Source organism: Spongiimicrobium sp. 3-5 (genome assembly GCF_046557915.1).
Classification (GTDB): domain Bacteria; phylum Bacteroidota; class Bacteroidia; order Flavobacteriales; family Flavobacteriaceae; genus JBHEBG01.
Map to the genome: position 1 here is coordinate 887,126 of NZ_JBHEBG010000001.1, position 25,087 is coordinate 912,212.

Consider the following 25,087-nt stretch of genomic DNA (forward strand, 5'->3'; position numbering starts at 1 on the left):
GTACAAAGATAACCAATTTGTCGCATTATAAGAATAGACCTTAACTTTTCATTATCAGGGTATTTAGACACTAAAATTATATCTTTGGCCCCAGTAAAATAAATATTGGTTTAGGAATGATCAAATGGTTGGCAGCGGTACTGGGGTATACTTTCTTTAGGTTTCCAGGGGCCGTTCTTGGATTTTTGGTGGGTAGCTTCATAGATAACCTCAACAGTAGTGGGGGCGGGGCAAGAACAATTTTTAGGGATATTACACAGCAGCGTGTTTCCCCGGCAGATTTTGAGCTAAACCTATTGTCGCTTTGCTCTATTGTAATAAAGGCCGATGGCAAGGTAAGTCAACGAGAACTCGATTATGTTCGCCAGTATTTTCTCAATACTTACGGAAAGGAACGTTCCAACGCCATTTTCAGGACATTTAATGAAGTCATTAAAAACAGGGAAATTTCTGCACAAAGGATTTGTACGTACCTCAATCATAGAACACGCTATGAGGTAAGGCTTCAACTTTTGCATTTTCTTTTTGGCATAGCCCAAGCAGATGGCCATGTTAGCGCTGCTGAGGTTGATAAGATTCGCGAAATTGCCGGATATCTAAGAGTAGGGACCCACGATTTTGAAAGTATTAAGGCTATGTTCATCAAATCTGCCGATAATTCTTATAAAATTTTGGAAATTAGTAAAACGGCAACCGACGACGAAGTAAAAAAGGCATATAGGACCATGGCGAAGAAATATCACCCGGACCGGGTAAATACGGAGAACGAAGTAATAAAGCGAGGTGCCGAAGAAAAATTTAAAGAGGTGCAAAAAGCCTACGAACAAATTCAAAAAGAAAGAGGCATTTAGCTTTTGCACCATAAACAGCCCAGATAAAGAATTACAAACAACAAATAAAAATTAAACGATAAATGGAAGAATTTTGGTTTTATGTTCAGCTGGGCCTACGCCACGTCTTGGATATCAATGCTTATGACCACATTCTGTTTTTAGCGGCATTGGCCATACCCTTTACCATTAGAAGTTGGAAAAAGGTTGTACTACTGGCGACGGCCTTTACCATTGCCCATTGTCTTTCATTGGCCTTATCCGTCTATGGAATTGCAACAGTAGACGCAGGGCTGATAGAATTTTTTATTCCAGTAACCATTTTGCTCACAGCCTTGTTTAACCTTTTTTACGTTAATCAGACCACCGGGCCCAAGAAAATATGGGTGCATTTGTTGGCAACTTTGTTTTTTGGAATTGTACATGGGTTTGGGTTCTCTAACTATTTTAAGATGTTAATGGCGGAAGAAGAGCAAAAGTTAGGGCCGCTGTTGGGTTTCGCTACGGGTATAGAAATCTCTCAGGTTACCGTAATAGCCTGCGTACTGGCATTGGGGCTTGTTGTTCAGTCTGTGTTTAAAGTGCCACAGAGGTGGTTTACCCTGGTTGGTTCAATAATTATCTTGGTTATAACAATACCAATGCTGATTAAAACGTTTCCTTTATAGATTTTCACTTAAAATTAACCGTTTTTGGGTGTGCGGATTTTTCAAACCTATGTATCTTAGTGGCCTACCCTTGGTGAATGAAAGAAAGTAAGCAACAAAAGTATGATAAGGCCTATTTAAGAATGGCCAAAGAATGGGGTAGATTATCCTATTGCGAAAGAAAGCAAGTAGGTGCGATCATTGTGAAGGATCGGATGATTATTTCTGACGGATACAACGGTACACCTACCGGATTTGAGAACATATGCGAAGACGATGAAGGATATACCAAATGGTATGTTTTGCATGCAGAGGCCAACGCTATCCTAAAGGTAGCTTCCTCTACACAATCTTGTGCAGGGGCAACTTTGTACATTACGCTATCCCCATGTAGGGAGTGCAGTAAGCTAATTCATCAGTCTGGCATAAAACGTGTAGTCTATAGCATAGCTTATAAGGACGATTCGGGATTAAGGTTTTTGGAAAAGGCAGGCGTGCAAACGGATTTAATGCCCATCGATTGACAGATTTTTAATTTGCCCCAAAGAAATGAAGAACATAAAAAACTACCTCTGGCCAACCATTATTGCCCTTGCACTTGCTTTGGGGATCTTTATTGGCGGCAAGCTTCATTTTAATGATTCTCCCGAAAAACTGTTTACCACAAATTCCAAGAAGGACAAACTTAATAGGTTGATCGATTACATCGATTACGAATATGTAGATGAAATAGATACCGATAGTATCGTAGATGTTACCGTTAACAATATACTGGACAAATTGGATCCGCACTCGGTTTACATTTCCAAAAGCGAAATGAGTAGGGTGTCAGAAAATATGAAAGGCGATTTTGTAGGGATCGGCGTTAGCTTTTATAAATACCGAGATACCATAGCCGTTATCCGGACTATAGAGAATGGACCAAGTTTTCTAAAGGGCATTAGGCCAGGGGATCGTATTTTGATGGCAGGAAACGACACCTTGTTTGGTAAAAGATTACCAGATGATGTTATTGTGGACAAGCTTAAGGGCAAGGAAGGAACAGCGGTGAAACTTACCGTGTACCGACCCAAGGAAAATAGAAGGTTCCAAGTAACCCTTAAGCGCGATCGTATCCCTATCAAGAGCGTAGAAGCCCATTATATGCTTACGCCGGAAATGGGGTATATAAAGGTGAACCGCTTTGCAGAATCTACATTCAAAGAATTTAAAACTGCCCTTCGCAGCCTTTTAAGACAAGGTGCCCGAAAGCTTACCTTGGACCTAAGGGACAATCCTGGGGGGTATTTGGGGATCGCCGAACAAATGTCGGACGAATTTTTGGGAGACGGTAAACTAATCCTCTTCACTAAAAATAAAAAAGGAAAAGTTGATAAAACCTTTGCTACGGATAAGGGTGTTTTTGAGGACAAGCCAATTTATGTGCTGATCAACGAGCGCTCGGCATCGGCAAGTGAAATAATTGCCGGGGCACTACAAGATAATGATGTAGGCACCATTGTAGGGCGAAGGTCTTTTGGAAAAGGACTGGTACAGCGCGAAATGGAACTTGGCGATGGATCTGCCGTTAGGCTTACCGTATCTAGATACTATACTCCAACAGGTCGCTCCATTCAAAAAACATACAAAAACGGAAATAAAGACTACTATAAAAAATTTACGGATCGTTTCCATACCGGAGAACTTGTCTCCGTTGATAGCATTAAAGTGGCCGACTCCCTAAAATTTGTAACCCCAAAAGGCAAGGTGGTTTATGGAGGTGGTGGTATTATTCCCGACGCCTTTGTACCTATAGGGAGCAACCAGGAAGAAGCAGTGGAGAGTTTGGAAAGCTTGGGTTTTTTATCGCGTTTTATATTTGAGCATTTGGAAGAGGACCGGGGCCGATATGATCATTATGGAAAAACAGAATTTATCAAAGAATTCACTATAGACGATATCTTGTTTGAGCGGTTCGTGGATTATTCCATTGCACGAAACATCAAAATGGATTTTTATGCCTATGAAGGGAAGATAAAACTATACCTTAAAGCAGCTTTGGCAGAGCAGCTATTTTCTCCTAACATATATGCTAAAATAAAAGGGGAGGGCGACAACATGCTGCAAAGGGTCTTAGAATTAGATCAGCCCACAATAGCAAGGAAAGAAGCCGAAAGCATAGAATCCCAAAACTAATCCTTTTCTACTTTTCGCTGTATTTTTTTTGACGCCACAAAAATAAGCAACAACACTATGGCACATAAGGATGCCAAGATTCCTATTACGGCAATTATACTATCGCCTTCCAAAGGGTCATCAAAATTTACCAGTGTAAAATTGTAGGCAATAAGACCTAGGCCAAGAAGTATTAGAATTATGGTAAGTGATTTGTTCATTTCTTTTGCAAGATATTACTTTTAAAAAAGTTGATTGATATTGGTGGCAAACAATTTAACCGCTATGGCCAGTAATATTACCCCAAAAACTTTCCGAATAACACTTAATCCGTTATCTCCCAGAATCCTACCTATCCGCTGAGAGGACTTCAGTACAAGATAAACAAAAATAATGTTCACTATAATGGCCACAATAATATTCTCTACATAATATTCCGCTCTTAGGGAAAGTATGGAGGTCAGGGTTCCGGCACCGGCTATTAAGGGAAAAGCGATAGGCACTACAGAAGCACTTTGGGGCTTGTCGTCCTTATAAAGAGAAATGCCCAAGATCATTTCTATGGCAAGAAAGAAAATTACAAAGGCCCCAGCAACTGCAAACGAGTTTACATCTATCCCTATAAGGTCTAAAATTTCTTCACCAATGAATAGAAATGCTACCATAATGCACGCCGCCACTATGGATGCTTTTCCAGACTGTATGTGCCCTACCCTTTTGCGCAGATCTATGATAATGGGAACACTGCCCAGAATATCGATTACGGCAAAAAGTACCATGCTAGCTGTAACTATTTCCTTAAAAGCAAATTTCATTTTTCTTTTAAAATTTGCTGCAAAGCTACATCTTAAAAAACGTAAACTACAGTTTTGATTGAAAATATATCAAGGGAGATTTCGAGCTAAAAAAGTATCTTTGCGAGTATAAATAAAATAGATGTTTCAGCTAGGGAAGACCATAGTCTCCGAAGAGATCATAGAACAAGATTTTGTTTGCAATTTGTCTGCCTGCAAAGGGGCCTGCTGTATAGATGGAGAGGCAGGGGCGCCGGTGGAAGATAAGGAAACAGAAATTTTGGTTGATATTTATAAGGATGTAAAACCTTTTTTAAGGCCCGAAGGAATTGCTGTTATAGAAGAACATGGCGCTTTTGTAAAAGGAGAGGATGGTGAATGGGAAACACCTTTGGTGAACGGAAGTGAATGTGCTTATGTATTCTTTTCGGACAATGGTACTGCCAAATGCGGCATAGAGGAGGCCTATAACGCAGGTGAAGTTGCATGGAAAAAACCAGTCTCTTGCCACCTGTATCCGGTAAGGGTTAAGGAATATACAGAATTGGTTGCGGTAAACTATCATAAGTGGGAAATTTGCGACCCGGCATGCTCTCTTGGGGAATCGCTTAAAGTGCCAATTTACAAGTTTGTAAAGGAGGCGTTAATAAGGAAGTTCGGCGAAGCATGGTACTTGGAATTGGAAGAGGTGGCAAAAGAACATGCTAAACCGTAGGGATCCGCAGTTCTATCCTTGTGCCTATGGATTGCTGTTTTTCATCGTGGAGATCAACAATTTTTACGTGGAAGGAATTTTCATAATCCTTTGAGAAATTGGAAAGACGTTCCTTGGTAATATCTATTCCAACGGACTTGCGTTTTAACACCTTACGTTCTTTAATCTCTTCTGCTACGTCCCTGCCTACCCCATTGTCCGTAATAAAAATATCTATGAACTGATTGTTTTCTTTACTTACCTGTAGTTTAACAAACTTTTCACCCTCTTTTGAAGAAAGACCATGCCATAACGCATTTTCCAAAAAGGGCTGTAAGATCAACGAAGGTATTTTAACGGTATGTACGTCTATATCCTCGTCCACAATGATTTCGAAATCAATTTCATTGGAAAAACGGATGTTCTCAATGTTCATATAGAGTTCCACGGTCTCCAGCTCTTCCGCAAGAGGAATTTCCTTTAAGGATGAAGCCTCCAGTATCTTACGGACCAGTTTTGAAAACTTGTTAAGATAATGTACCGCATTCTTTTTTTCATTGTTTATAATATAGAGCTTGATGGAATTTAAGGAGTTGAACAAAAAGTGTGGATTCATCTGACTTCTCAGCATACTCTGTTCCAAGGTAAGTAGTTTTTTATCGTTCTTAAGTTGATATTGCCTGTGCAAAATGTACAAGATCCCTGCCAACAGGGCAAGCGCAATTCCTCCCACCAATAAGGAAGTTCGGCTTTGTCTAAGTTTTAACCTAACAATCTCATTTTCTTTGGCCAACACCTCTATTTGATTGCTCTTTTTCTCCGTGTCATAACGGATGATCATATCGTTTACATAGCGCAAGTTTACCTCATTGGTTACCTTGTTATCGAACAATACGGCATTTTGATAATACTCCAGGGCCGTGGCATAATCGCCTGTATTTCTATTCAGCTCGGAAAGTAGGTTATAACTTTTGGAGATGTTCCTGGGGAAGTTAAACTTCTTCGCCATTTCTAGGCCCTTCTGCAACATCGTCCTGGCCTCGTCGTAACGCATCAGTTGCATAAACGCCCAACCAAGATTGATGTATACCGCAGAGGTAATAAATTTGTCACCTGTTTTTTTGGAAGCTATTAAAGTAGGTTCAAGAACGCTCACTGCTTCCTGCAGCCGCTTCTGTTTAATATAGATTTGGGCTATACTGTTCTTGCATATTACCAAACCACGTTCCGAACCAATTTCCTTGTCCAAGGCAATGGCAACTTCATAACTTTTAAGTGCCTCATCCAATTTACCTTGCTCCTCTAAACACTCACCAATACTTTGGTTGTTGATTGCCAAACCTAATTTATTGCCTAGTTCGGCATCTAAAACCATCGATTTTTTAAACTGTTCTATGGCCAGATCGTATTGTTTCAGGGCCTGATAAATGTTGCCTATACTGTTTACGGAAACATTTATACTTCTCTTAATACCATAGGACGGATTTTCTATGGTCTCTGCCAATTCCAACGCCTTCTGATTATAATCCAACGCCGTTTTTACCGCGTCGTTCCTACGATACACTACGCCCAACATATTAAGGCTAAAAATTTGAAACTCTATATTTTCGGCCTCTTCGGCAGCATCCAATGCCCGCTGATGAAGGTTTATGGCATGTTTAAATTGAGAAATATTACGATATCTGGTGCCCAATTGGTTCAAAGCATAAGATTGCCCGTCCAAATAGTTTTTTCTATAGGCGACATTACTAAAATAACGCATTAAAGAAGTATCCCTTCTAGTAGGCTTTAAAACAGCATCAATTTCGCTATACGTTTTAGGAGCGGCCTTTATAAGACTATCCGTTATTTTCTTAAACGTATCCGGAACCTCCTGTGAAATGCCAGGGCACGTCAATAGCAATGCAACAGCGCTAAAAAAGATGCTTTTGGAGAGGTTTTTTTTCTGTTTAAAGGAACATAGCCTGATCTTTCGGGAGAACCACATAAAAGTGCATTATAACAGATCTAAAAAATCGGATTTTTTTTGTCGAGAAACTGGTATTTTATGATTGGATTGTAACACTACATACCCGTCTGTTTTTAGAAATTCCTTTATTTTATTGAGGTTTATAATATAAGAGTTGTGGATTCTAAAAAAATAGTCCTGGGGTAAAAGCTCATTTACCTCCTTTAGTTTCTTGGTAAGCACAATTTTTTGTCCATCAGCCAAGTAAATGGTGCTGTAGTTTCCGTCCGACTCGGCATAAAGAATATCATCACTTTCCAAAAAAAGCAATTTTCCATCGGTATTGATAGTTATTTTTTTATGTAAGGAACTGGAATTGAAATTGATCAGAATCTTCTCTAATCGTTCTGCCGTAAAGTTTTTGGCGTTATACTTTCTAATTTTGGTGATTGTATCCTTTAGGTCGTCCGTATCTATAGGCTTTAAAAGATAATCTATGGCTTCGTTCTTAAGGGCCTTTATTGCGTATTGGTTATAAGCGGTGGTAATTACTACGGGAAAATTCTTGTTGCTAAGTTTCTGGATGAACTGAAAACCATCCATAGTTGGCATTTCAATGTCCAGAAAAAGACAATCAGGAGAATTTTTTTCCAAGTGATCAAGCGCTTCGAAGGGGTCCGTGAACGATGCAACAACGTTAATTTCATCGCTAAAGTTGGTAAGCTCCCAAGACAGGCTTTGGAGCGCCTTTATTTCATCATCTACTATTACAGCTTCTAACATACTAGTATCTACAGGGTTAAATTAAGCAAAATTATAGTTAATGCATACCAGAGTTTCAAAAAGATGTGCTGATGGAAGGATTTGACGTGTATTCGGTATCAAATCTTGTAAAACATGTAATTTTTTGAAGTTATAGACTATAAATGTAGTCTTATTTTTACATCGGACATAAAGAATATTTTAATATAAATAATTGATAATCAGATAGATATATCACATTTAAAAAACAAAAAATCTTTTTTTTGCGATCTATACAAGATTTATTACCATTTATACATATCATGTTTTTGGGCGATTACTATTGTACTACATTCGTTATCGAGATTTAATTTAACCAAATGCCTATTGTAATGTTCCTTAATGTTTAAATCAGTTTGACGAGTTAAAGACAATACAAAAGGAGAGGTAAAAAAATCTGATAACCTAATATAAGCATAGCCCTATGAAGAAATGTTTACTACTATTCACCATTTTGGTAATTACGTTGCTAGTAGCATCTTTTATGGAAAATAGCAACAAAAAAGACTTGGTAGGCGATGCAATTGCCTCGGAAGAAAGTACCGCTTCGCACCTTTTAAAGGTAGAAGAGGGACTTATGAAAGAATAACGGAAGTAACGCAGCTCCCAGAGAACTTACGAAAATGATACACCTATTAAATAAAAGCATTAGAACCGGCCTTTGTATAATTACACTTTTATTGTTTACTTCATATAGGCCAGTGAACGATTCTGGAAACAAATCAGAATTCCTTAAAACAAGTTACACACTTACCACTACCGGTGACTATAGCCTAGAACTCCAAGGTGAATTTTATTTTGAAACCACCTTGGAGACATCGGGTAAGGGTACAAAGTTTTCGGTCCTTAAATTGGGATTGAAAAGTGATGAAAATCAGCTTCCTTATACAATGGAGTTCTTAATTTCGCAGAGAAACCGGTCCAATGAAATATCTAGTGGAGTATATCGGGTAAACAATGATATAGACGGTTTTCTAAATTATTTTGACGGGGTATTCGGTTTTGCCGATATTCAGGAAAAAGGAGCACTGCCCTTTTTTACCAAGAAAGGGAAGGTGGTTATCCTAAGAAAAGAACAAGACAAATTGTGGGGTATAATGGAAATAACGCTTCGCAACGAGCAAGGAAAGCAAATAAATATTTCGGGAAATTTCAGTGCTATACAAAAAGATTGAAAAGAAATCTTACCGAACTATGTTTTGTTTAACCAGATGTTAAAAGGCAAAATACGTATTAAAGTTAGTTTTAATAAAAATTGATTATTTTTATATGTACTTACCTGATTAGCAAATGGCCATTTTGCCAAGCCTGTCTTGTACGGATTGGTATTAGGTTTTAACTAGAGAAGAATAGCTTATTAAAATACAGATTACAAGAAATAGACTTTATGAAACTGTCGGACCATACGTACGTCCTTTAGAAAGATAAGTTCTTAATAAGGATTTATCATTGTTTCAAAAACGTTCTAACCAATGGGATTACAAAGAACTGGACTACCTTACCAACATGTTGGTCTTGGAATTAGCTCGATTATTAGGTTTCGGGGGAACTACCTAAATCAGCGATCCTTTTCAAAGTGATTACAAATTTTGATACATTGGAGTGGCGTACGGTTTGACGGTATCATAATAGACATAACACCTCACCAATTTATAAACCAAAAAGTATACTTTTATATACTTTTTGGTTTATTTTTTTTTGTTCAAGTTCAATGTAAGTTTTACGTTAAATCCATTTCTTTGGTAAGGGCAATGAACATCACTTGCGAACCTAGATTTCAACACCTTGTGTTAAAAACTTTGTTATGGAAATGATAAAACAAGCTTTAGAAATCGGTCGCATTTTCCAATCTTTGTTAGTCCCAACCTAAAGGTGATTTTCATCTCAATATAAAATTAAAACTGCAATACATATGTCAAAAGCAATAGAGCCTATTTTAGAGGAAAATGAAGATAGATTTGTTATTTTTCCAATAAAGCATCATGATTTATGGGAATGGTATAAAAAATGTGAAGCTTGCTTTTGGACCGCGGAAGAAATAGACCTGCACCAAGATCTTACGGATTGGAATAATAAATTGAACGATGACGAGCGTTATTTTATAAAGCATATTTTGGCCTTTTTTGCCGCTTCTGATGGTATAGTCAATGAAAATTTGGCCGAAAATTTTGTGAACGAGGTACAATATTCCGAGGCCAAATTCTTCTATGGTTTTCAGATTATGATGGAAAATATCCATTCCGAAACGTACTCTTTGTTAATCGATACCTACGTAAAGGACGAAAAAGAAAAAAATATACTCTTTAAGGCTATTGAGAACTTCCCGGCCATTAAGAAAAAAGCAGATTGGGCTCTAAAATGGATAGATTCCCCAAGTTTTGCGGAACGTTTGATTGCTTTTGCAGCAGTAGAAGGCATTTTCTTCTCCGGGGCGTTCTGTTCTATTTTTTGGCTAAAGAAAAGAGGGCTTATGCCAGGACTTACCTTTTCCAATGAATTAATCTCAAGGGATGAAGGTATGCATTGCGACTATGCCGTACACCTGCACAATATTCATTTAGTAAATAAAGTGCCCAAGAAACGCATTACCGAGATTCTGGTAGATGCCCTTAACATAGAGCGCGAGTTCATTACGGAATCCCTGCCCGTTAGTCTCATAGGGATGAATTCGAAATTAATGACGCAATACCTGGAATTTGTAACGGATAGGTTGTTGGTAGAATTGGAATGTGAAAAGGTGTACAACTCAACCAATCCGTTTGACTTTATGGATATGATTTCGCTACAGGGCAAAACCAATTTCTTTGAGAAGAGGGTTTCCGAATACCAAAAAGCAGGAGTTCTTAATAAAGAAAAAGATACCGACGCACAAAAAATCAGCTTCGACGCCGATTTCTAAATAAAAAGATTTTTCCATAGGACTTTTCAGGTAGAAAGGTCTAAATACATTTAAATTTTGGCTGTCAGGTCCCTAAGCAAGACCAGGCCTAATCAACGTACCACTAAAACCAATCATAGCAGCATGTATGTAGTAAAAAGAGACGGAAGGAAAGAACTGATAATGTTCGACAAAATTACGGCAAGAGTAAGGAAATTATGTTATGGCCTCAATGAACTTGTAGACCCTTTAAAGGTAACAATGCGTGTTATTGAAGGTCTTTATGACGGAGTTACTACTTCCGAATTAGACAATTTGGCCGCGGAAATAGCCGCAACCATGACCACTGCACATCCAGATTATGCCAAGCTGGCCGCACGTATTTCCGTTTCTAACCTTCACAAGAATACCAAAAAGTCCTTTTCGGATACAATGAAGGATTTGTACGTATACGTTAACCCAAGAACAGGTAAAAAGGCCCCATTATTATCAGACGAGGTGTATAAAGTAATTTCCGAAAATGCGGAAAAGTTAGATTCCACAATTATTTACAACCGAGATTTTGGCTATGATTATTTCGGGTTTAAAACCTTGGAGCGTTCCTATCTTTTAAAGTTGAACGGGAAGATTGCAGAGCGTCCACAGCATATGTTAATGAGAGTATCCGTAGGGATACATTTGAACGATTTGGATGCGGCCATAGAGACCTATGAACTTATGTCCAAAAAGTATTTCACCCATGCAACACCTACCTTGTTCAATTCAGGAACACCAAAACCTCAAATGTCTTCTTGCTTTCTTCTTGCAATGAAAGACGATAGTATCGATGGTATTTACGATACATTAAAACAAACAGCCAAAATTTCGCAATCTGCCGGAGGCATAGGGTTGTCTATTCACAACGTAAGGGCTACAGGGTCTTACATTGCGGGCACCAATGGAACTTCTAACGGTATTGTGCCAATGCTACGGGTTTTTAACGATACGGCGCGTTACGTTGATCAGGGCGGAGGAAAACGTAAAGGTAGTTTTGCAGTGTATGTAGAACCTTGGCATGCCGATATCTATGAGTTCTTGGATTTAAAGAAGAACCATGGAAAAGAAGAAATGCGGGCCAGGGACCTTTTCTATGCCATGTGGATACCAGATTTGTTCATGAAAAGAGTAGAGGCCAATGAAGAATGGACGTTGATGTGTCCTAATGAATGTACCGGTCTATTCTCTAACCATAGTGAAGAGTTCGAAAAATTATATTTAAAATACGAAGCGGATGGAAAAGGACGCAAAACTGTAAAAGCCCGTGAACTTTGGGAAAAAATATTGGAATCCCAAATAGAAACCGGCACACCTTACATGCTTTACAAAGATGCGGCCAACCGTAAGAGCAACCAGAAGAATTTAGGGACCATTAGGTCGTCTAATCTGTGCACAGAAATCATGGAATACACCTCTCCAGATGAGGTAGCCGTCTGTAATTTGGCCTCCATAGCGTTACCTATGTTCGTTAAAAATGGAGCGTTCGACCATAAAGAATTGTTCCGGGTCACCAAAAGGGTCACCAAAAACCTAAACAAGGTAATAGACCGAAATTACTATCCAGTAAAGGAGGCAGAAAATTCCAATATGCGCCATAGACCTATAGGTTTAGGTGTGCAAGGATTGGCAGATGCCTTTATTATGTTACGCTTGCCGTTTACTAGTGACGAGGCAAAACAACTTAATCAGGAGATTTTTGAAACCCTCTACTTTGCGGCCGTTACCGCATCTATGGAACAGGCCAAGGAAGAAGGCCCTTATTCATCATATGAAGGCTCTCCAATGTCCAAAGGAGATTTTCAGCATAATCTATGGGGGATAAAAGACGATGAACTATCCGGACGTTGGGATTGGGAAAAACTACGCAAGAGCGTAAAAAAGAACGGTGTGCGCAATTCCCTTTTAGTGGCACCCATGCCTACGGCTTCCACGTCTCAAATTCTTGGGAACAACGAATGTTTTGAACCTTATACCTCCAATATCTATACCCGTAGGGTACTTTCAGGAGAGTTTATAGTGGTTAACAAACACCTTTTGGAGGATTTGGTGAAATTGGGACTTTGGAACGAAAACCTGAAGCAAGAATTAATGCGTGCCAACGGCTCCATTCAACATATTGATATCATTCCCCAAGATATCAAAGAACTCTATAAGACAGTTTGGGAGCTCAGCATGAAGGATATTATAGATATGAGCAGACAGCGAGGTTATTTCATAGATCAAAGTCAGTCCCTAAACCTCTTCATGGAAAATGCCAATTATAGTAAACTAACGTCCATGCATTTTTACGCCTGGAAAAGCGGTTTAAAAACTGGAATGTACTACCTACGTACCAAAGCAGCTGTGGACGCCATTAAATTTACCTTGGATAATACAAAGAAAAAGGAAGTGCCCGTTAGCGTTGCAGCGGAGAGCGAGATTATGGCGGCTACTGTTCCCAGTGTGGAAGCAGCTCCCAGTATAAAAGTTGAAACTACTCCCACTTCGAGTGGGCAACCAGAATCTGATATTCAGCCAATGACCCCTGCGGAAATGAAAGAAATGATAGCCAAGGCCAAGGAAGGTCAGGCAGACGATGATTGCTTAATGTGTGGATCCTAGAACTTAGCTTAATATAATGTTTAGTGTTTATCAAAAAACCCGGCAATTTGCCGGGTTTTTTATATGCTTATATATTTTGGACAACACCTATAACTTCATTACTTTATCGTAATAAAGGCAGTGTTTATGAAATTAGTGGGTGCATTAATACTTCCCTATTTCTTGAAATGTGTTCTAGCAAAACCGTAGGAGAATAGTAGTAAAGTACCATAGATTACCAGAAAAATAACGTAATTATCCATAAAAGAGTTCTTTTAGTTTGGGGCTATAAAATTATATACGCACACCATTGAAAAAAAGATGTTCAAAAATGTTAAAAATCAGGAAGTTATATGTTAAAATTTTAAACTTGTCGCAACTCACTTTTTAAAATGCTGGTGATACACTACTCTTACCAACAAAAATAGGGCACAATAAACGCCAAGTATGTAAACATAGTTATCCATCATAATATTAGACGTTAATTGTCTGGTAATCTGTCTGAAAGAAGCGTTAAATATTAGTTATAACTTTATTAAAATGGCGGATAAAACAAATTTTTGATATAGCCGCTTATTTTGAAGCGGATTTTGGAAAGGCTATTTAATCTACGTTTTGTTGAAGAACGCAGGGCATTTAATTCATTACTTACATATAGGGTATAGCAGATTTTTGCCAAGAAAAGCAATAGCACATAAACAAACAGTAGGTATAGATCGGGGGAAATATCCATTACTTCTGTAAATGTAATAAAAAACTTACAAAAATAAAATTCGTGCCTCCGTCAAAAGGTTTAAAAAGAATTTAGCTTATAATATTCGGGTAATTATAAAAAGTCGTCTACCTTTTTATAGGCATCTATTACTGCCTGCTCCCCGGCTTTATCCGGAATGGAATTTCCATGTTCCATGCCCAATACGCCTTGGAAACCTTTGCTATGGATAAACTTAAAAACATTATTGTAATTAATTTCTCCCGTTGTAGGTTCTTTACGCCCTGGGTTATCCCCAATTTGTATATAGGCGATTTCATCCCAGCAACTTTCCAAATTGGGAATAAGATTACCTTCCTGAATTTGTTGATGATAAATATCAAAAAGAATTTTGCATGAAGGAGAGGCTACCGCCTTACATATTTCATAGGCCTGGGGAGAACCGGTAAGAAAAAGCCCAGGATGATCTCTAAAATTAAGAGGTTCCAATACCATGACCAATCCATGTGGTTCCAAGATAGCGGAGGCCTGTTTTAAGGACTCTATTACGTTTGATGTTTGATAACCCATGGACTTTCGTAGATCAACATGACCGGGAACTACAGTCATCCATTTGGCGTTTACTCTTTTGGCCACTGCAACGGCCTTTTTAATGTAATCCAAGAATTCCGTACGTTTTTCTAAATCACCCGAAGCTAGGTTTGCCTCTTTCCAGTAGATTTGATGGGCCACAAAAACACCCATTTCCAAACTCCGGTCGGTCATTGTCTTAGCCATTTTCTCTTGTAACGAAACATCACGATTACGCATTCCGTTGTCTTCAAACGCAGTAAACCCCTGATCGGCCATAAAATTGAGTTGCGCAATAGGATCTTCCCCGGCATGATGTTTGAACATTCCCAGATGGGGCGCGTATTTTAAATTAAACGTATGTTTCTGAAAGGGTGATTTTGGAACTTTTGCATAGGTAACGGCCCCTCCCAATGCAATTGCTCCACCGGAAAGGGCTGTTTTTTGTATAAAATTTCTTCTTTTCAAAATACGTGAGTTATATGGACCATGCTTTTCCACCTGTAAGTTTGTCTACATCCTCACAAGCAATATATTCTCCGGGGACAGGAAGGTACGCCAAAACTTCCTCACCTATATATTCCGAGGTTTTGTAGCCCCAAATGCTCAACCCACGCAAATTACTTGCAAAGGCATATCTGGCGACCTCATCACTAAGTGTTGCGGCAGTTCCAGAATTAACAGCTGCTACATAGGCTTCTAGAGCTTCATCGTGTGCCTTTTCCTGTTCCTCAGAAATTTTCAAGGTACTGGCAAGTACGGGCTCCAAATCTTCTGGAGTAAGATCCGCGGCATTTTCTTTACCGGAATCTTGGGAAGCCTTTTCTATGAATTTGCCCATATTGCTACGCAAAAAATCCTTGTTGTATCTATTAAAGTGTCCAGCATCATCTTCATCTACATCCATTGCCTTGGCGAACTGCGCGTAATCTTCGTTGTTGTACATTACTTCATTCACAAACCCATCAATAAAAAGGTCTACCTGTATCTCCGAGGCCGAAGGTGTATCTGTTTTGGGAAGAATGATGTCTACCAAATGGTTGAGCACCGTTCCCTCTTCCATGCTGAAGAATTTTGGTGTCCAGGCCAGGGTAGGTTCATTTTTACAACTTTGCATAATGCTGACCAAAGTTGGGGTAGCTACGGCATAACCCAACGTTAATCCCATATTCTTAAGTGCTTTTCTTCTATCCATTATATATTTCCTTTTTTAAGTTCTTGGGCCGCATGGTTGGCTGCCCTTGCAGTGAATGCCATATAGGTTAGGGAGGGGTTTACACAGGCTGCAGAGGTCATAAAAGCGCCGTCCGTAACATATACATTGGGAACAGCATGTACCTGATTGTGTCCATTTAACACTGAGGTTTTTGGATCTCTACCCATACGAGCTGTACCCATTTCGTGTATTCCCAAGCCCAGGGCACCGGGCCTATCATAAGGTTCCACATCGCGCAGACCTGCTTTGGTAAGCATTTCTACCGCCTGTTCCTTCATATCCTTTCTCATATTCCATTCATTTTCCTTAAATTCGGCGTCGAAGGTTACGGTAGGAAGGCCCCAGCCATCCAATTTATCATAGTCTAGCGTCATCCTATTGTCCTCGTAGGGCAATACTTCTCCAAAACCGCCCATACCAAAAGTCCAACCTCCTGGTTTTAAAACGGCATCTTTTAATCCTTTACCATAAGACATCTCTGCGATAGAATCTTCCCAATTACCTCTTCTTGCACCGCCCTGATAACCATAACCTCTTATGAAATCCTTCATTTTGGAATCCCTGCCCAAGTTTCTAAATCGTGGAACATAAATTCCATTGGGCTTACGTCCTTTATAATATTTATCCTCAAAACCATCGAATTTTCCGGCAGCTCCCACCCCTAAATGGTGGTCCATAATATTTCTGCCCAGCTGATCGGAATCGTTCCCCAATCCGTTTGGAAAACGGTCGGATTTGGATTGCATTAAAATAGATGTGGACGCTATACTAGAAGCGCAAAGGAAAATTACCTTAGCCTTAAATTCGAAAGTCTCTTTGGTGACTCTATCAATAACTTTTACACCTGTAGCTTTTTTGCTGTCGGCGTCGTAGATCACTTCATGAACAATGGAGTCTGGTCTTAATGTCATGTTTCCTGTACGTTCCGCTGCCGGTAATGTGGAGGAATTGCTACTAAAGTAGGCGCCAAAAGGACATCCACGGATACAGCGGTTACGGTATTGGCATCGGCTTCGGCCATCGAATGCCTTATCACTATTTATATGGGCAACCCTACCGGCGGTCATTACCCTGCCGTCAAAGTTCTCCGCCACTTGCTCTCTAACATGCTGTTCTACACAGTTTAACTCCATCATAGGTTCAAACTGGCCATCGGGTAATTGGGGAAGGCCCAATGTTTCTCCGGTAACCCCAATGTAAGATTCTACCTTATCGTACCAAGGCGCAATATCTTTATAACGTACAGGCCAGTCTACAGCGGTGCCGTCCTCTTTGTTTGCACCAAAATCCAAATCACTCCAACGATAACTATGACGCCCCCATTGTAATGACCTGCCCCCAACGTGGTACCCACGCATCCAATCAAAACGTTTTGTCTCGTTGTAAGGATGTTCTAAATCGTTTACAAACCAGAAATTGTGTTGTGCCCGGGTGGTATAACCCGTCCTTGCCTGTACCAATTGTTTTGCCTGCTCTTCTTTGGGAAGTTCCCCATTATTCGGAAAATCCCAATCGTCTAGATTGGCCGTAGGATAGTCCTTAATGTGGTTTACCATTCTACCCCTTTCCAAGACCAGGGTCTTTAGTCCGTTCTCACATAATTCCTTGGCGGCCCAGCCACCACTGATACCGGTACCTACAACAATAGCGTCATACGATTCCTGTTCTTCATTGTAATAAAATTTATTCATGTATTAAAAATTGTTTATTTCCTAAATTTATTAAATATAGAATTAATTTTTTACATTTAAACACTATATTTCCTGTGAGAGTCGCACTATAACGTTGTAGTTAATGATGATTCCGAAATCAACGAATATTATATATGAAAAGAAGAAATTTTATCCGAAAAAGCTCTAGCTATGGCTTGGCAATTACGCTTCTAGGAACGTATGCCTGTAAAGAAACCAAAAAGAAAGAAATGGAAGAAGAAGGAAGTGCTGAAATGAGCGGGGAGCTCGCAGAACCTTTTTTTAAATTATCACTGGCCCAATGGTCCATACACAACATGATAAGGGAAGATGGTGTAGACCCATATACGTTTGCCGAACTGGCTAAAAATTGGGGATTTACCGGACTGGAATATGTTAGTCAATTGTACAAGGAGGAGTTAGAGGCAGCTGACTATTCCAAGGAGGCCATGGATGCTTTTGTTGCCAAGTGTAATGCAGAGAGCGGTAAGCACGGTTTGGAAAACCTGATCATTATGATCGACGGACAGGGAGATTTGGCCACTGCCGATGCCGCCCAAAGGAAAAGCGCCGTGGAGAATCATTATAAATGGGTAGACGCCGCCCAGGCCATGGGCTGCCATTCCATTCGCGTAAACTTATCTGGAAGTACCGAACCCGACGAATGGACCGCAAGTTCTATAGATGGATTAACGCAGTTGGCTACCTATGCCAAGGATAAAAATATCAATGTAATTGTGGAGAACCATGGAGGGTTATCCTCCAATGCTGAAATGTTGGCCAACGTAATGGTAAAAGTGGCCATGGAGAATTGCGGAACCCTTCCAGATTTTGGAAACTTCTGTATTCGTAAAGAAGAAGATCAATGTGTTGAGCAATACGATATATATAAAGGTGTGAAGGAATTAATGCCCCATGCCAAAGCGGTGAGTGCCAAATCCCATGATTTTGATGCGGATGGTAATGAAACCGTCATAGACTATGTACAAATGTTACAGATTGTTAAGGATGCAGGCTATACGGGGCATATTGGTGTAGAATACGAAGGTAGCCAATTGGGCGAGGAAGCAGGTATTATTGCCACAAAAGAGCTGATGATCAATGCAGCTAAAAAAGTGATTTAAAAGAAATAGACCGGTATGAAGGTTTTTTTTAACCAACTGTTCGATTACAATTTTTATTGCAACAAGAAACTAATAGAATTGTGCAATGGATTACAGGAGGTGCCCGAAAATAGCGTTAAACTCTTTAGTCATACCCTAAATGCCCATCACATCTGGAATGCAAGGATTCTTGGAAAAAAATCCGCATATGATGTATGGCAGATACATGATATAAAGGACTGGGGAGATATACATTACGAAAATCAAAGGAGTTCTTTTGAGATTACCACCAACGCGGATGATTTTGACAAAAGGATCGATTATGAAACTACCGAGGGAAGATTGTTTACCAATACCCTACAAGATATACTGTTCCATATCATCAATCATTCTACCCATCATAGGGCCCAAATTTCTACAGATCTTAGGAACAACGATATTGAACCCATTCCCATGGACTATATCCATTATAAAAGATAAGGACAAGAACTATGAAATTAAGAATACAGGTACAACTCTCAATAATGATGTTTTTGGAATTCTTTATTTGGGGAGGATGGTTTGTTACTCTGGGAACTTTTTTGGGAAACAACTTAAATGCCAGCGGTGGTGAAATAGCACAAGCCTTCTCAACACAATCTTGGGGAGCTATTATTGCTCCATTTGTCATAGGCCTTATTGCTGATAAGTTTTTCAATGCAGAGCGTATTTTGGGCATTTTACATCTTATAGGTGCTTTTTTAATGTATATGATGTCCCAAACCACTGATTTTTCTGTTTTTTATCCGTACGTATTTGGTTATATGATCGCCTATATGCCTACTTTGGCATTGGTAAATTCCGTAGCCTTTAATCAGATGACCGATCCTGCCAAACAATTTCCCCTTATCAGGGTATTTGGAACCTTTGGGTGGATCGTTGCAGGATTTCTCATAAGCTTGGCATTTGGATGGGATTCCCTTCAGAATATAGAAAATGGGCTACTATCCAATACCTTTCTTATGACGGCCGTTGCTTCGGCAATTTTAGGTGTATTTAGTTTTACCTTGCCAAAAACCCCGCCAAGGGTTGAAAAGAATCAAAAGATAACATTATCGGACATCTTGGGGCTGGATGCCCTGAAGTTATTGACAGATAGAAATTTCCTGATATTTTTTATTTCCTCGGTGTTAATCTGTATTCCCTTGGCTTTTTATTATCAGAACATAAGTCCTTTTCTAACCGAATCCCAAGTAGAGGATTCTACTGCATGGGCTTCTGCAGGTCAAATATCGGAAGTGCTGTTTATGTTATTGCTTCCCTTCTTTTTTAAGAAGTATGGTTTTAAAAAGACCATTTTGGCCGGTATGTTGGCGTGGGGTATACGCTACTTGTTGTTTGCCTATGGCAATGCGGGAGACCTCTTTTTTATGTTGATTATCGGTATTGCCCTTCACGGTATCTGTTATGATTTTTTCTTTGTCTCGGGTCAGATATATACAGATAGCAAAGCAGGGGATAAATTTAAAAGCGCGGCTCAGGGTTTAATAACCTTGGCTACCTATGGCATAGGTATGCTAATAGGGTTTTACATCGCCGGAATGATAGCAGATACCTATGCGCTATCAGACGGAGGTCATCTTTGGAAGACCATATGGATGTACCCGGCAGGGTTCGCATTTTTAGTATTCATTTTCTTTGTCATCGCCTTTAAAGATGAAAAGATCAATTATAAGACATAACAATACAATTAAATAAATCAAGCAACCTTAAATTATGAATGAAATAAATAAGAACAGACTTTTTATCGCCTCTTGTATGGCATTATTGGTTACAGCAATGACCTTTGCCATCAGGGCTAGATTGGAGACGGTTTTTGGGCCGGAAGGTGTTGGACTTACCCTAGAACAGATAGGGTACGCATTTACACCAGCATTTTGGGGCTTTACCTTGGCAATGATCATAGGCGGGCCACTGGTAGATTCCCTTGGAATAAAGAAAATAACATGGATAGCTTTTATAATGCATGCCATTGGTATAATATGGACCATTATGGCAAGGGACATGACTTCGCTGTTTTTGGCCACAATGTTCGTAGGTATAGGGAACGGTATGGTAGAAGCAGCCTTAAACCCCATGATTGCCTCTATGTATCCTAAGGAAAAAACCAAAATGTTGAACAGGTTTCATGTTTGGTTCCCGGGAGGTATCGTAATTGGATCGCTTGTAGGCTGGTTGGTTATGGACGTATTGGGACTAGATTGGCAAATAATGGTTGCCGTGCTATTCATTCCTTTAATTATTTATGGATTTATGTTCTTTGGACAAACATTCCCTGTTACCGAGCGTATACAATTGGGAGTAAGCAATAGCAAAATGGTTACTAGCCTAGGAAAACCCTTGTTCATTTTTATGGTCATTTGTATGTTTCTTACGGCCGCCTCGGAATTGGGAACCACGCAGCGTATAGAATCATTGCTCAAAGAGTCTGTTGCCGTGCCTCTTTTGGTGCTAGCTTTCATAAACGGAATTATGGCATTGGGCAGGGCTTTTGCAGGCCAGGTGGTGCACAAACTAAAACCGGCAGGGATGTTATTGTTCTCCGCCATTTTTACTTTTATAGGACTTTGGTTGTTAACTATCACCAGTGGCGGAATGACCTTTGCCGCCGCTGCCGTATTTGCCGTTGGCGTAACTTTTTTCTGGCCTACCATGTTAGGCTTTGTAGCAGAATACTTGCCGCAAACGGGTGCTCTGGGGCTCTCTATTATGGGTGGAGCCGGAATGTTGTCCGTGTCCGTGGTATTGCCTATTATGGGGAATCTTATGGATAATGCCAGCGCAGGCGAAGCCCTTAGGACCATGTCCATACTACCGGCAATTTTAATTTTGGCCTTTGCGGGGCTAAACGTTTATATGAAAAAAAGAGAAACTAAAACAGAGAATAATTAAATACAATTTATAAAGTTTATGGCAAAAAAGATAAGATTAGGCATTCTTGGTGGTGGCGGTGATTCATTGATTGGGGTATTACATCGTGTAGCATCACATATTAATGATAATTACCAAATCACTGGAGCCGTTTTTAATCCTGATTTTGAGGCTAATATGGCCTTTGCAAAGGAAATAGACGTGCCTACGGATAGGATCTACACGGACTTTGATGTTATGGTAGAAGAGGAAATGAAACTCCCGGCCGATAAACGTATCCAGGTATGTTCTGTATTGACACCAAATTTTTTGCACTTTCCCATGGCAAAAAAGTTGCTGGAAAATGGGTTTCATGTTATTTGTGAAAAACCCATGACCACTACTTATGAGGAGGCCAAGATTTTGCAAGAAGCGCAGCTTAAATCGGGAGCGGTTTTCGCAGTGACCCATACCTATACGGGGTACCCTATGGTGCGCCAGATGCGGGAAATGATCAAAGATGGGGTTCTAGGAAAGGTCCATAAAGTAGATGCAAGATATTATCAGGGATGGATCAATTCAATAATCCATGATAAGGAAAAACGGTCTAGCGTTTGGCGTTTAGACCCTAAAAAAGCAGGGATTAGCTCTTGTATGGGAGATATAGGTGTGCATGCCTTTAATATGATCGAATACACAACAGGGTTAAATATAAAATCGCTTTTAGCCGATTTTAATTACCTCTATGAGGACAATAAAATGGATGTAGACGGTACTGTGCTTATACGTCTAGATGATTATGTTAAAGGGGTAATTAGAAGTAGTCAAGTAGCTACAGGAGAGGAAAATGGTTTGGCAATTGCCATTTACGGTGATAAGGGAGCCCTTAGATGGGAGCAGGAAAGACCCAATTTTCTTTATTTCTTGAGCGATACCGAGCCGGTAAAAATATATAAACCCGGCCATGCTTATAATAGCGAACTTTCACTAGGCGGAACGAAACTTCCCCCCGGCCATCCTGAAGGAATTTTTGACGCCATGGCCAACATTTATTTAGGAGTTGCAAGGGCCATCCGTGGAGAGGATTACAACAACGGGGAATTCCCTACTATTTTAGATGGTGTACGGGGACTTAATTTTATTGAGGCTACGGTAGCATCTAATAAAGAAGGAAATATCTGGGTAGATTTAGACTAAAGATTCCTATTAAGAATAGAAAAAGCCGTTAGATCCTTGCCTTAAAACATGGACAACGGCTTTTCTTTTAAAATACTTTTTCAAAGGTTTGGCAAACCACTATCATACTCTCTCGTGGCAGCAAATTGTAGGGTTCCAACTCTCTGGAATAGTAATCCCAATGTGTTTTTTTCCAATGTTCCAGGCTCTTGTCCCCCTCGCCCTCTATTTTGGCGAAGGAAGCATCAATACTAAAGAATGGTTTTAATCTAACAGAGGTGGTCCTTACAATGCACTTTGCCTTACCTGCCCAATCTGTGACAACCATAAAATCGCCCAATTTGGGGAGTGGCTCCTTGCGCTGTTGTAATCCCAAAAGCGATAATGAAGTAGCTGTCTTTTTTCCCGAAACTACCAGTTGTGCGCATCTGTTGGCATCTTTTTCATTATCACAAAAGCGAACCACTTTTGGAGCCTCCGAAAAGGCATCCTCTAAATGGGTGTCCAAATAATCTCCCCACATATTTCTTGCTGAAGCATTATCCATATGATATAATTTAAGAAAATTTACCTGCTTTGAATTCGGCCGCTGCATGGTTGGCCGCCCTAGCCGTAAAAGCCATGTAAGTTAAAGAGGGGTTTACGCAGCTCGAAGAACTCATAAACGCACCATCCGTCATATATACGTTGGGTACGGCATGTATTTGATTATGTTTATTAAGAACTGAAGTTTTAGGGTCTCTTCCCATGCGGGCACCTCCCATTTCATGGATACCCAATCCCGGACCTGTGGACTCCTCGTACGGATCAATATCTTTGAACCCAGAGGCGGCGAACATTTCTATAATTTCTTTTATAATATCTTTTCGCATATTATATTCATTGGCCTTAAACGCTACATCAAAGGCCAATTGCGGTAGCCCCCATTGATCCTTTTTATCTTTACTAAGGGTAAGCCTGTTATCATCATAAGGCAAAAACTCTCCAAATCCAGAAACCCCAATTTGCCATTCTCCAGGTTTCAGCAAGGTATCTTTTAAGTCTTTCCCATAACTCATTTCTGCAATGGCTTCGGACCAATTTCCTCTACTGGCACTTCCCTGATAGCCAAATCCACGTAAGTAATCTTCTTTTTTAGTAGTGTCGTTCAAATTTACAAAACGCGGTATATAGAAACCATTAGGTCTTCGTCCTTTATAATACTTGTTTAGATGTCCCGGTACTTTTGCCGACGCCCCCAACTTGTAATGATGATCCATAATACCTCTGCCCAAGGCATCGGAATCGTTGCCCATGCCATTAGGAAAACGTTCGGATTTGGATTGTAACAAGATACCAACAGAAGCCATGGAAGAAGCACAGAGGAAAATTACCTTGGCATTAAAAACCAATTTTTCATGGGTTTCGGTGTCTATGACCCGCACTCCTGTAGCCTTTTTGGTGGTATCGTCGTAGAGCACTTCGTGCACAATTGCGTTGGGGCGTAGGGTCATATTACCGGTACGCTCCGCTGCTGGCAGTGTAGAAGAATTACTGCTAAAGTAGCCACCAAAGGGGCAACCACGCCAGCACCTGCTTCTGTATTGACACGGATTTCTCCCTTCAAAATCTCCTGCAGTATCTGTAATATGGGCAGCACGTCCTATAGTCAACAAACGGCCATCTGTATATTTTTCCGCTAGGCCCCGTTTAAGATCCTCCTCGGCACACATTAGATCCATGGGTGGTTGAAATTTTCCGTCGGGCAATTGTTTCAATCCTAATTTTTCGCCACTTACACCTATATATTCTTCTACCTTATCGTACCAGGGTGCTATGTCCTTATAGCGTACCGGCCAATCTACTCCATGACCGTCTTTTTTATTGGCCTCAAAATCAATATCGCTCCACCGGTAGCTTTGTCGCCCCCAGGTCAAGGACCGTCCACCAACATGATATCCGCGTATCCAATCAAAACGTTTTAGCTCTTCATAGGGATGTTCCAGGTCATTTACAAAAAAATGCTTTACATCTTCCTTTGGAGCCCAGTTTAATCTTCGTTGTACTGGGTATTTCGCTAAATCTTCTTTAGATAATTCGCCTTTGAACGGATAGTCCCAAGCATCGTCATTCATGGTTTTGTAATCTTCAATATGTTTTACCATAGGGCCTCGTTCCAAAACCAAGGTCTTTAGTCCCTGTTCGCATAATTCTTTCGCTGCCCAACCTCCACTAATTCCTGTGCCAACTACTATGGCATCATATTTCTCTTCCCGATTCATGAGTATATTTATGCTTTAATTCTATGGTTATTCATATATTTATAACTTCTGGCAGCTAAAAACATATAGAAGAATTACACACTAAATATAGCGTTTAATTCTTAAAA

At 39.9% G+C, this 25,087-nt stretch carries 23 protein-coding genes; 14 read left to right on the plus strand and 9 right to left on the minus strand.

The genetic code is table 11. The features are described 5' to 3' along the window. The first annotated feature begins 116 nt into the window (after positions 1 to 116). The 4 genes from ACEQ81_RS03930 (at position 117) to ACEQ81_RS03945 (ending at position 3,652) form a co-directional block, all read left to right on the plus strand. Entirely contained in the window at positions 117 to 851 is a 735-nt protein-coding gene (locus tag ACEQ81_RS03930) for a TerB family tellurite resistance protein (RefSeq protein WP_411029541.1), read from the plus strand. A 62-nt stretch (positions 852 to 913) separates the two neighbouring features. After that, on the plus strand, positions 914 to 1,498 hold the full coding sequence (locus ACEQ81_RS03935; RefSeq protein ID WP_411029542.1) for a HupE/UreJ family protein: 585 nt from the start codon (positions 914 to 916) through the stop codon (positions 1,496 to 1,498). Between the two features lie 77 nt (positions 1,499 to 1,575). Further along, positions 1,576 to 2,001 carry a deoxycytidylate deaminase gene (locus tag ACEQ81_RS03940; protein WP_411029543.1) on the plus strand — a complete coding sequence of 142 codons (426 nt, stop codon included), beginning with the start codon at positions 1,576 to 1,578 and terminating at the stop codon, positions 1,999 to 2,001. 25 nt (positions 2,002 to 2,026) lie between these two features. Then, positions 2,027 to 3,652 carry a S41 family peptidase gene (locus tag ACEQ81_RS03945; protein WP_411029544.1) on the plus strand — a complete coding sequence of 542 codons (1,626 nt, stop codon included), beginning with the start codon at positions 2,027 to 2,029 and terminating at the stop codon, positions 3,650 to 3,652. Here ACEQ81_RS03945 and ACEQ81_RS03950 read toward each other — a convergent pair. Then, positions 3,649 to 3,852: a hypothetical protein gene (locus ACEQ81_RS03950; protein ID WP_411029545.1), complete on the minus strand. Its 204-nt coding sequence runs from the start codon at positions 3,850 to 3,852 to the stop codon at positions 3,649 to 3,651. The genes ACEQ81_RS03945 and ACEQ81_RS03950 overlap by 4 nt on opposite strands. Positions 3,853 to 3,873: 21 nt before the next feature. Further along, on the minus strand, positions 3,874 to 4,446 hold the full coding sequence (locus tag ACEQ81_RS03955) for a MarC family protein (protein WP_411029546.1): 573 nt from the start codon (positions 4,444 to 4,446) through the stop codon (positions 3,874 to 3,876). Positions 4,447 to 4,567: 121 nt separating this feature from the next. Here ACEQ81_RS03955 and ACEQ81_RS03960 point away from each other — a divergent pair, with 121 nt between their 5' ends. Next, positions 4,568 to 5,140: a DUF3109 family protein gene (locus ACEQ81_RS03960; RefSeq protein WP_411029547.1), complete on the plus strand. Its 573-nt coding sequence runs from the start codon at positions 4,568 to 4,570 to the stop codon at positions 5,138 to 5,140. On the opposite strand, the gene ACEQ81_RS03965 is transcribed toward ACEQ81_RS03960, so the two are convergent. Both ACEQ81_RS03965 and ACEQ81_RS03970 read right to left on the minus strand, forming a co-directional pair. Then, positions 5,130 to 7,106 carry a tetratricopeptide repeat protein gene (locus ACEQ81_RS03965; RefSeq protein ID WP_411029548.1) on the minus strand — a complete coding sequence of 659 codons (1,977 nt, stop codon included), beginning with the start codon at positions 7,104 to 7,106 and terminating at the stop codon, positions 5,130 to 5,132. The genes ACEQ81_RS03960 and ACEQ81_RS03965 overlap by 11 nt on opposite strands. A 9-nt stretch (positions 7,107 to 7,115) precedes the next feature. After that, entirely contained in the window at positions 7,116 to 7,850 is a 735-nt protein-coding gene (locus tag ACEQ81_RS03970; protein ID WP_411029549.1) for a LytR/AlgR family response regulator transcription factor, read from the minus strand. 442 nt (positions 7,851 to 8,292) lie between these two features. Between ACEQ81_RS03970 and ACEQ81_RS03975 the strand changes: the two genes are divergently transcribed. The 4 genes from ACEQ81_RS03975 to ACEQ81_RS03990 all read left to right on the plus strand — a co-directional run bounded on the left by ACEQ81_RS03975 (position 8,293) and on the right by ACEQ81_RS03990 (position 13,383). Continuing rightward, complete coding sequence (locus ACEQ81_RS03975; protein ID WP_411029550.1) at positions 8,293 to 8,457, plus strand: hypothetical protein; 165 nt, start codon at positions 8,293 to 8,295, stop codon at positions 8,455 to 8,457. A 34-nt stretch (positions 8,458 to 8,491) separates the two neighbouring features. Continuing rightward, positions 8,492 to 9,043 (plus strand): hypothetical protein, encoded by a 552-nt coding sequence (locus ACEQ81_RS03980; protein WP_411029551.1) that lies wholly within the window; start codon positions 8,492 to 8,494, stop codon positions 9,041 to 9,043. Positions 9,044 to 9,780: 737 nt separating this feature from the next. After that, positions 9,781 to 10,767 carry a ribonucleotide-diphosphate reductase subunit beta gene (locus ACEQ81_RS03985; RefSeq protein WP_411029552.1) on the plus strand — a complete coding sequence of 329 codons (987 nt, stop codon included), beginning with the start codon at positions 9,781 to 9,783 and terminating at the stop codon, positions 10,765 to 10,767. A 123-nt stretch (positions 10,768 to 10,890) separates the two neighbouring features. Then, positions 10,891 to 13,383 carry a ribonucleoside-diphosphate reductase subunit alpha gene (locus tag ACEQ81_RS03990; protein ID WP_411029553.1) on the plus strand — a complete coding sequence of 831 codons (2,493 nt, stop codon included), beginning with the start codon at positions 10,891 to 10,893 and terminating at the stop codon, positions 13,381 to 13,383. Positions 13,384 to 14,188: 805 nt separating this feature from the next. On the opposite strand, the gene ACEQ81_RS03995 is transcribed toward ACEQ81_RS03990, so the two are convergent. The 3 genes from ACEQ81_RS03995 to ACEQ81_RS04005 are packed head-to-tail and all read right to left on the minus strand — an operon-like array spanning position 14,189 to position 17,551. Further along, a complete protein-coding gene (locus ACEQ81_RS03995) occupies positions 14,189 to 15,112 on the minus strand; it encodes a hydroxypyruvate isomerase family protein (RefSeq protein ID WP_411029554.1) in 924 nt (307 codons plus the stop codon). A gap of 10 nt (positions 15,113 to 15,122) precedes the next feature. Then, on the minus strand, positions 15,123 to 15,839 hold the full coding sequence (locus tag ACEQ81_RS04000) for a gluconate 2-dehydrogenase subunit 3 family protein (protein WP_411029555.1): 717 nt from the start codon (positions 15,837 to 15,839) through the stop codon (positions 15,123 to 15,125). Then, a complete protein-coding gene (locus ACEQ81_RS04005) occupies positions 15,839 to 17,551 on the minus strand; it encodes a GMC oxidoreductase (RefSeq protein ID WP_411029556.1) in 1,713 nt (570 codons plus the stop codon). Before ACEQ81_RS04005 ends, ACEQ81_RS04000 begins: the two co-directional genes overlap by 1 nt. Positions 17,552 to 17,685: 134 nt before the next feature. On the opposite strand from ACEQ81_RS04005, the gene ACEQ81_RS04010 reads away from it, so the two are divergent. Genes ACEQ81_RS04010 through ACEQ81_RS04030 form a run of 5 tightly spaced genes read left to right on the plus strand, consistent with a single transcriptional unit; the run spans position 17,686 to position 22,740 of the window. Then, on the plus strand, positions 17,686 to 18,675 hold the full coding sequence (locus tag ACEQ81_RS04010) for a sugar phosphate isomerase/epimerase family protein (protein ID WP_411029557.1): 990 nt from the start codon (positions 17,686 to 17,688) through the stop codon (positions 18,673 to 18,675). A 15-nt stretch (positions 18,676 to 18,690) separates the two neighbouring features. Next, positions 18,691 to 19,134, plus strand: a complete 444-nt coding sequence (locus ACEQ81_RS04015) for a DinB family protein (protein ID WP_411029558.1) — start codon at positions 18,691 to 18,693, stop codon at positions 19,132 to 19,134. 11 nt (positions 19,135 to 19,145) lie between these two features. After that, positions 19,146 to 20,375 carry an MFS transporter gene (locus ACEQ81_RS04020; protein ID WP_411029559.1) on the plus strand — a complete coding sequence of 410 codons (1,230 nt, stop codon included), beginning with the start codon at positions 19,146 to 19,148 and terminating at the stop codon, positions 20,373 to 20,375. Positions 20,376 to 20,409: 34 nt separating this feature from the next. Beyond that, positions 20,410 to 21,585: an MFS transporter gene (locus ACEQ81_RS04025; protein WP_411029560.1), complete on the plus strand. Its 1,176-nt coding sequence runs from the start codon at positions 20,410 to 20,412 to the stop codon at positions 21,583 to 21,585. Positions 21,586 to 21,603: 18 nt separating this feature from the next. Continuing rightward, the gene (locus tag ACEQ81_RS04030; protein WP_411029561.1) at positions 21,604 to 22,740 is read left to right on the plus strand and encodes a Gfo/Idh/MocA family protein; all 1,137 of its coding nucleotides are present in this window, start codon (positions 21,604 to 21,606) and stop codon (positions 22,738 to 22,740) included. A 67-nt stretch (positions 22,741 to 22,807) separates the two neighbouring features. On the opposite strand, the gene ACEQ81_RS04035 is transcribed toward ACEQ81_RS04030, so the two are convergent. Further along, complete coding sequence (locus ACEQ81_RS04035; RefSeq protein ID WP_411029562.1) at positions 22,808 to 23,266, minus strand: ASCH domain-containing protein; 459 nt, start codon at positions 23,264 to 23,266, stop codon at positions 22,808 to 22,810. Positions 23,267 to 23,276: 10 nt separating this feature from the next. After that, complete coding sequence (locus ACEQ81_RS04040; protein ID WP_411029563.1) at positions 23,277 to 24,980, minus strand: GMC oxidoreductase; 1,704 nt, start codon at positions 24,978 to 24,980, stop codon at positions 23,277 to 23,279. Positions 24,981 to 25,087 lie beyond the last annotated feature (107 nt).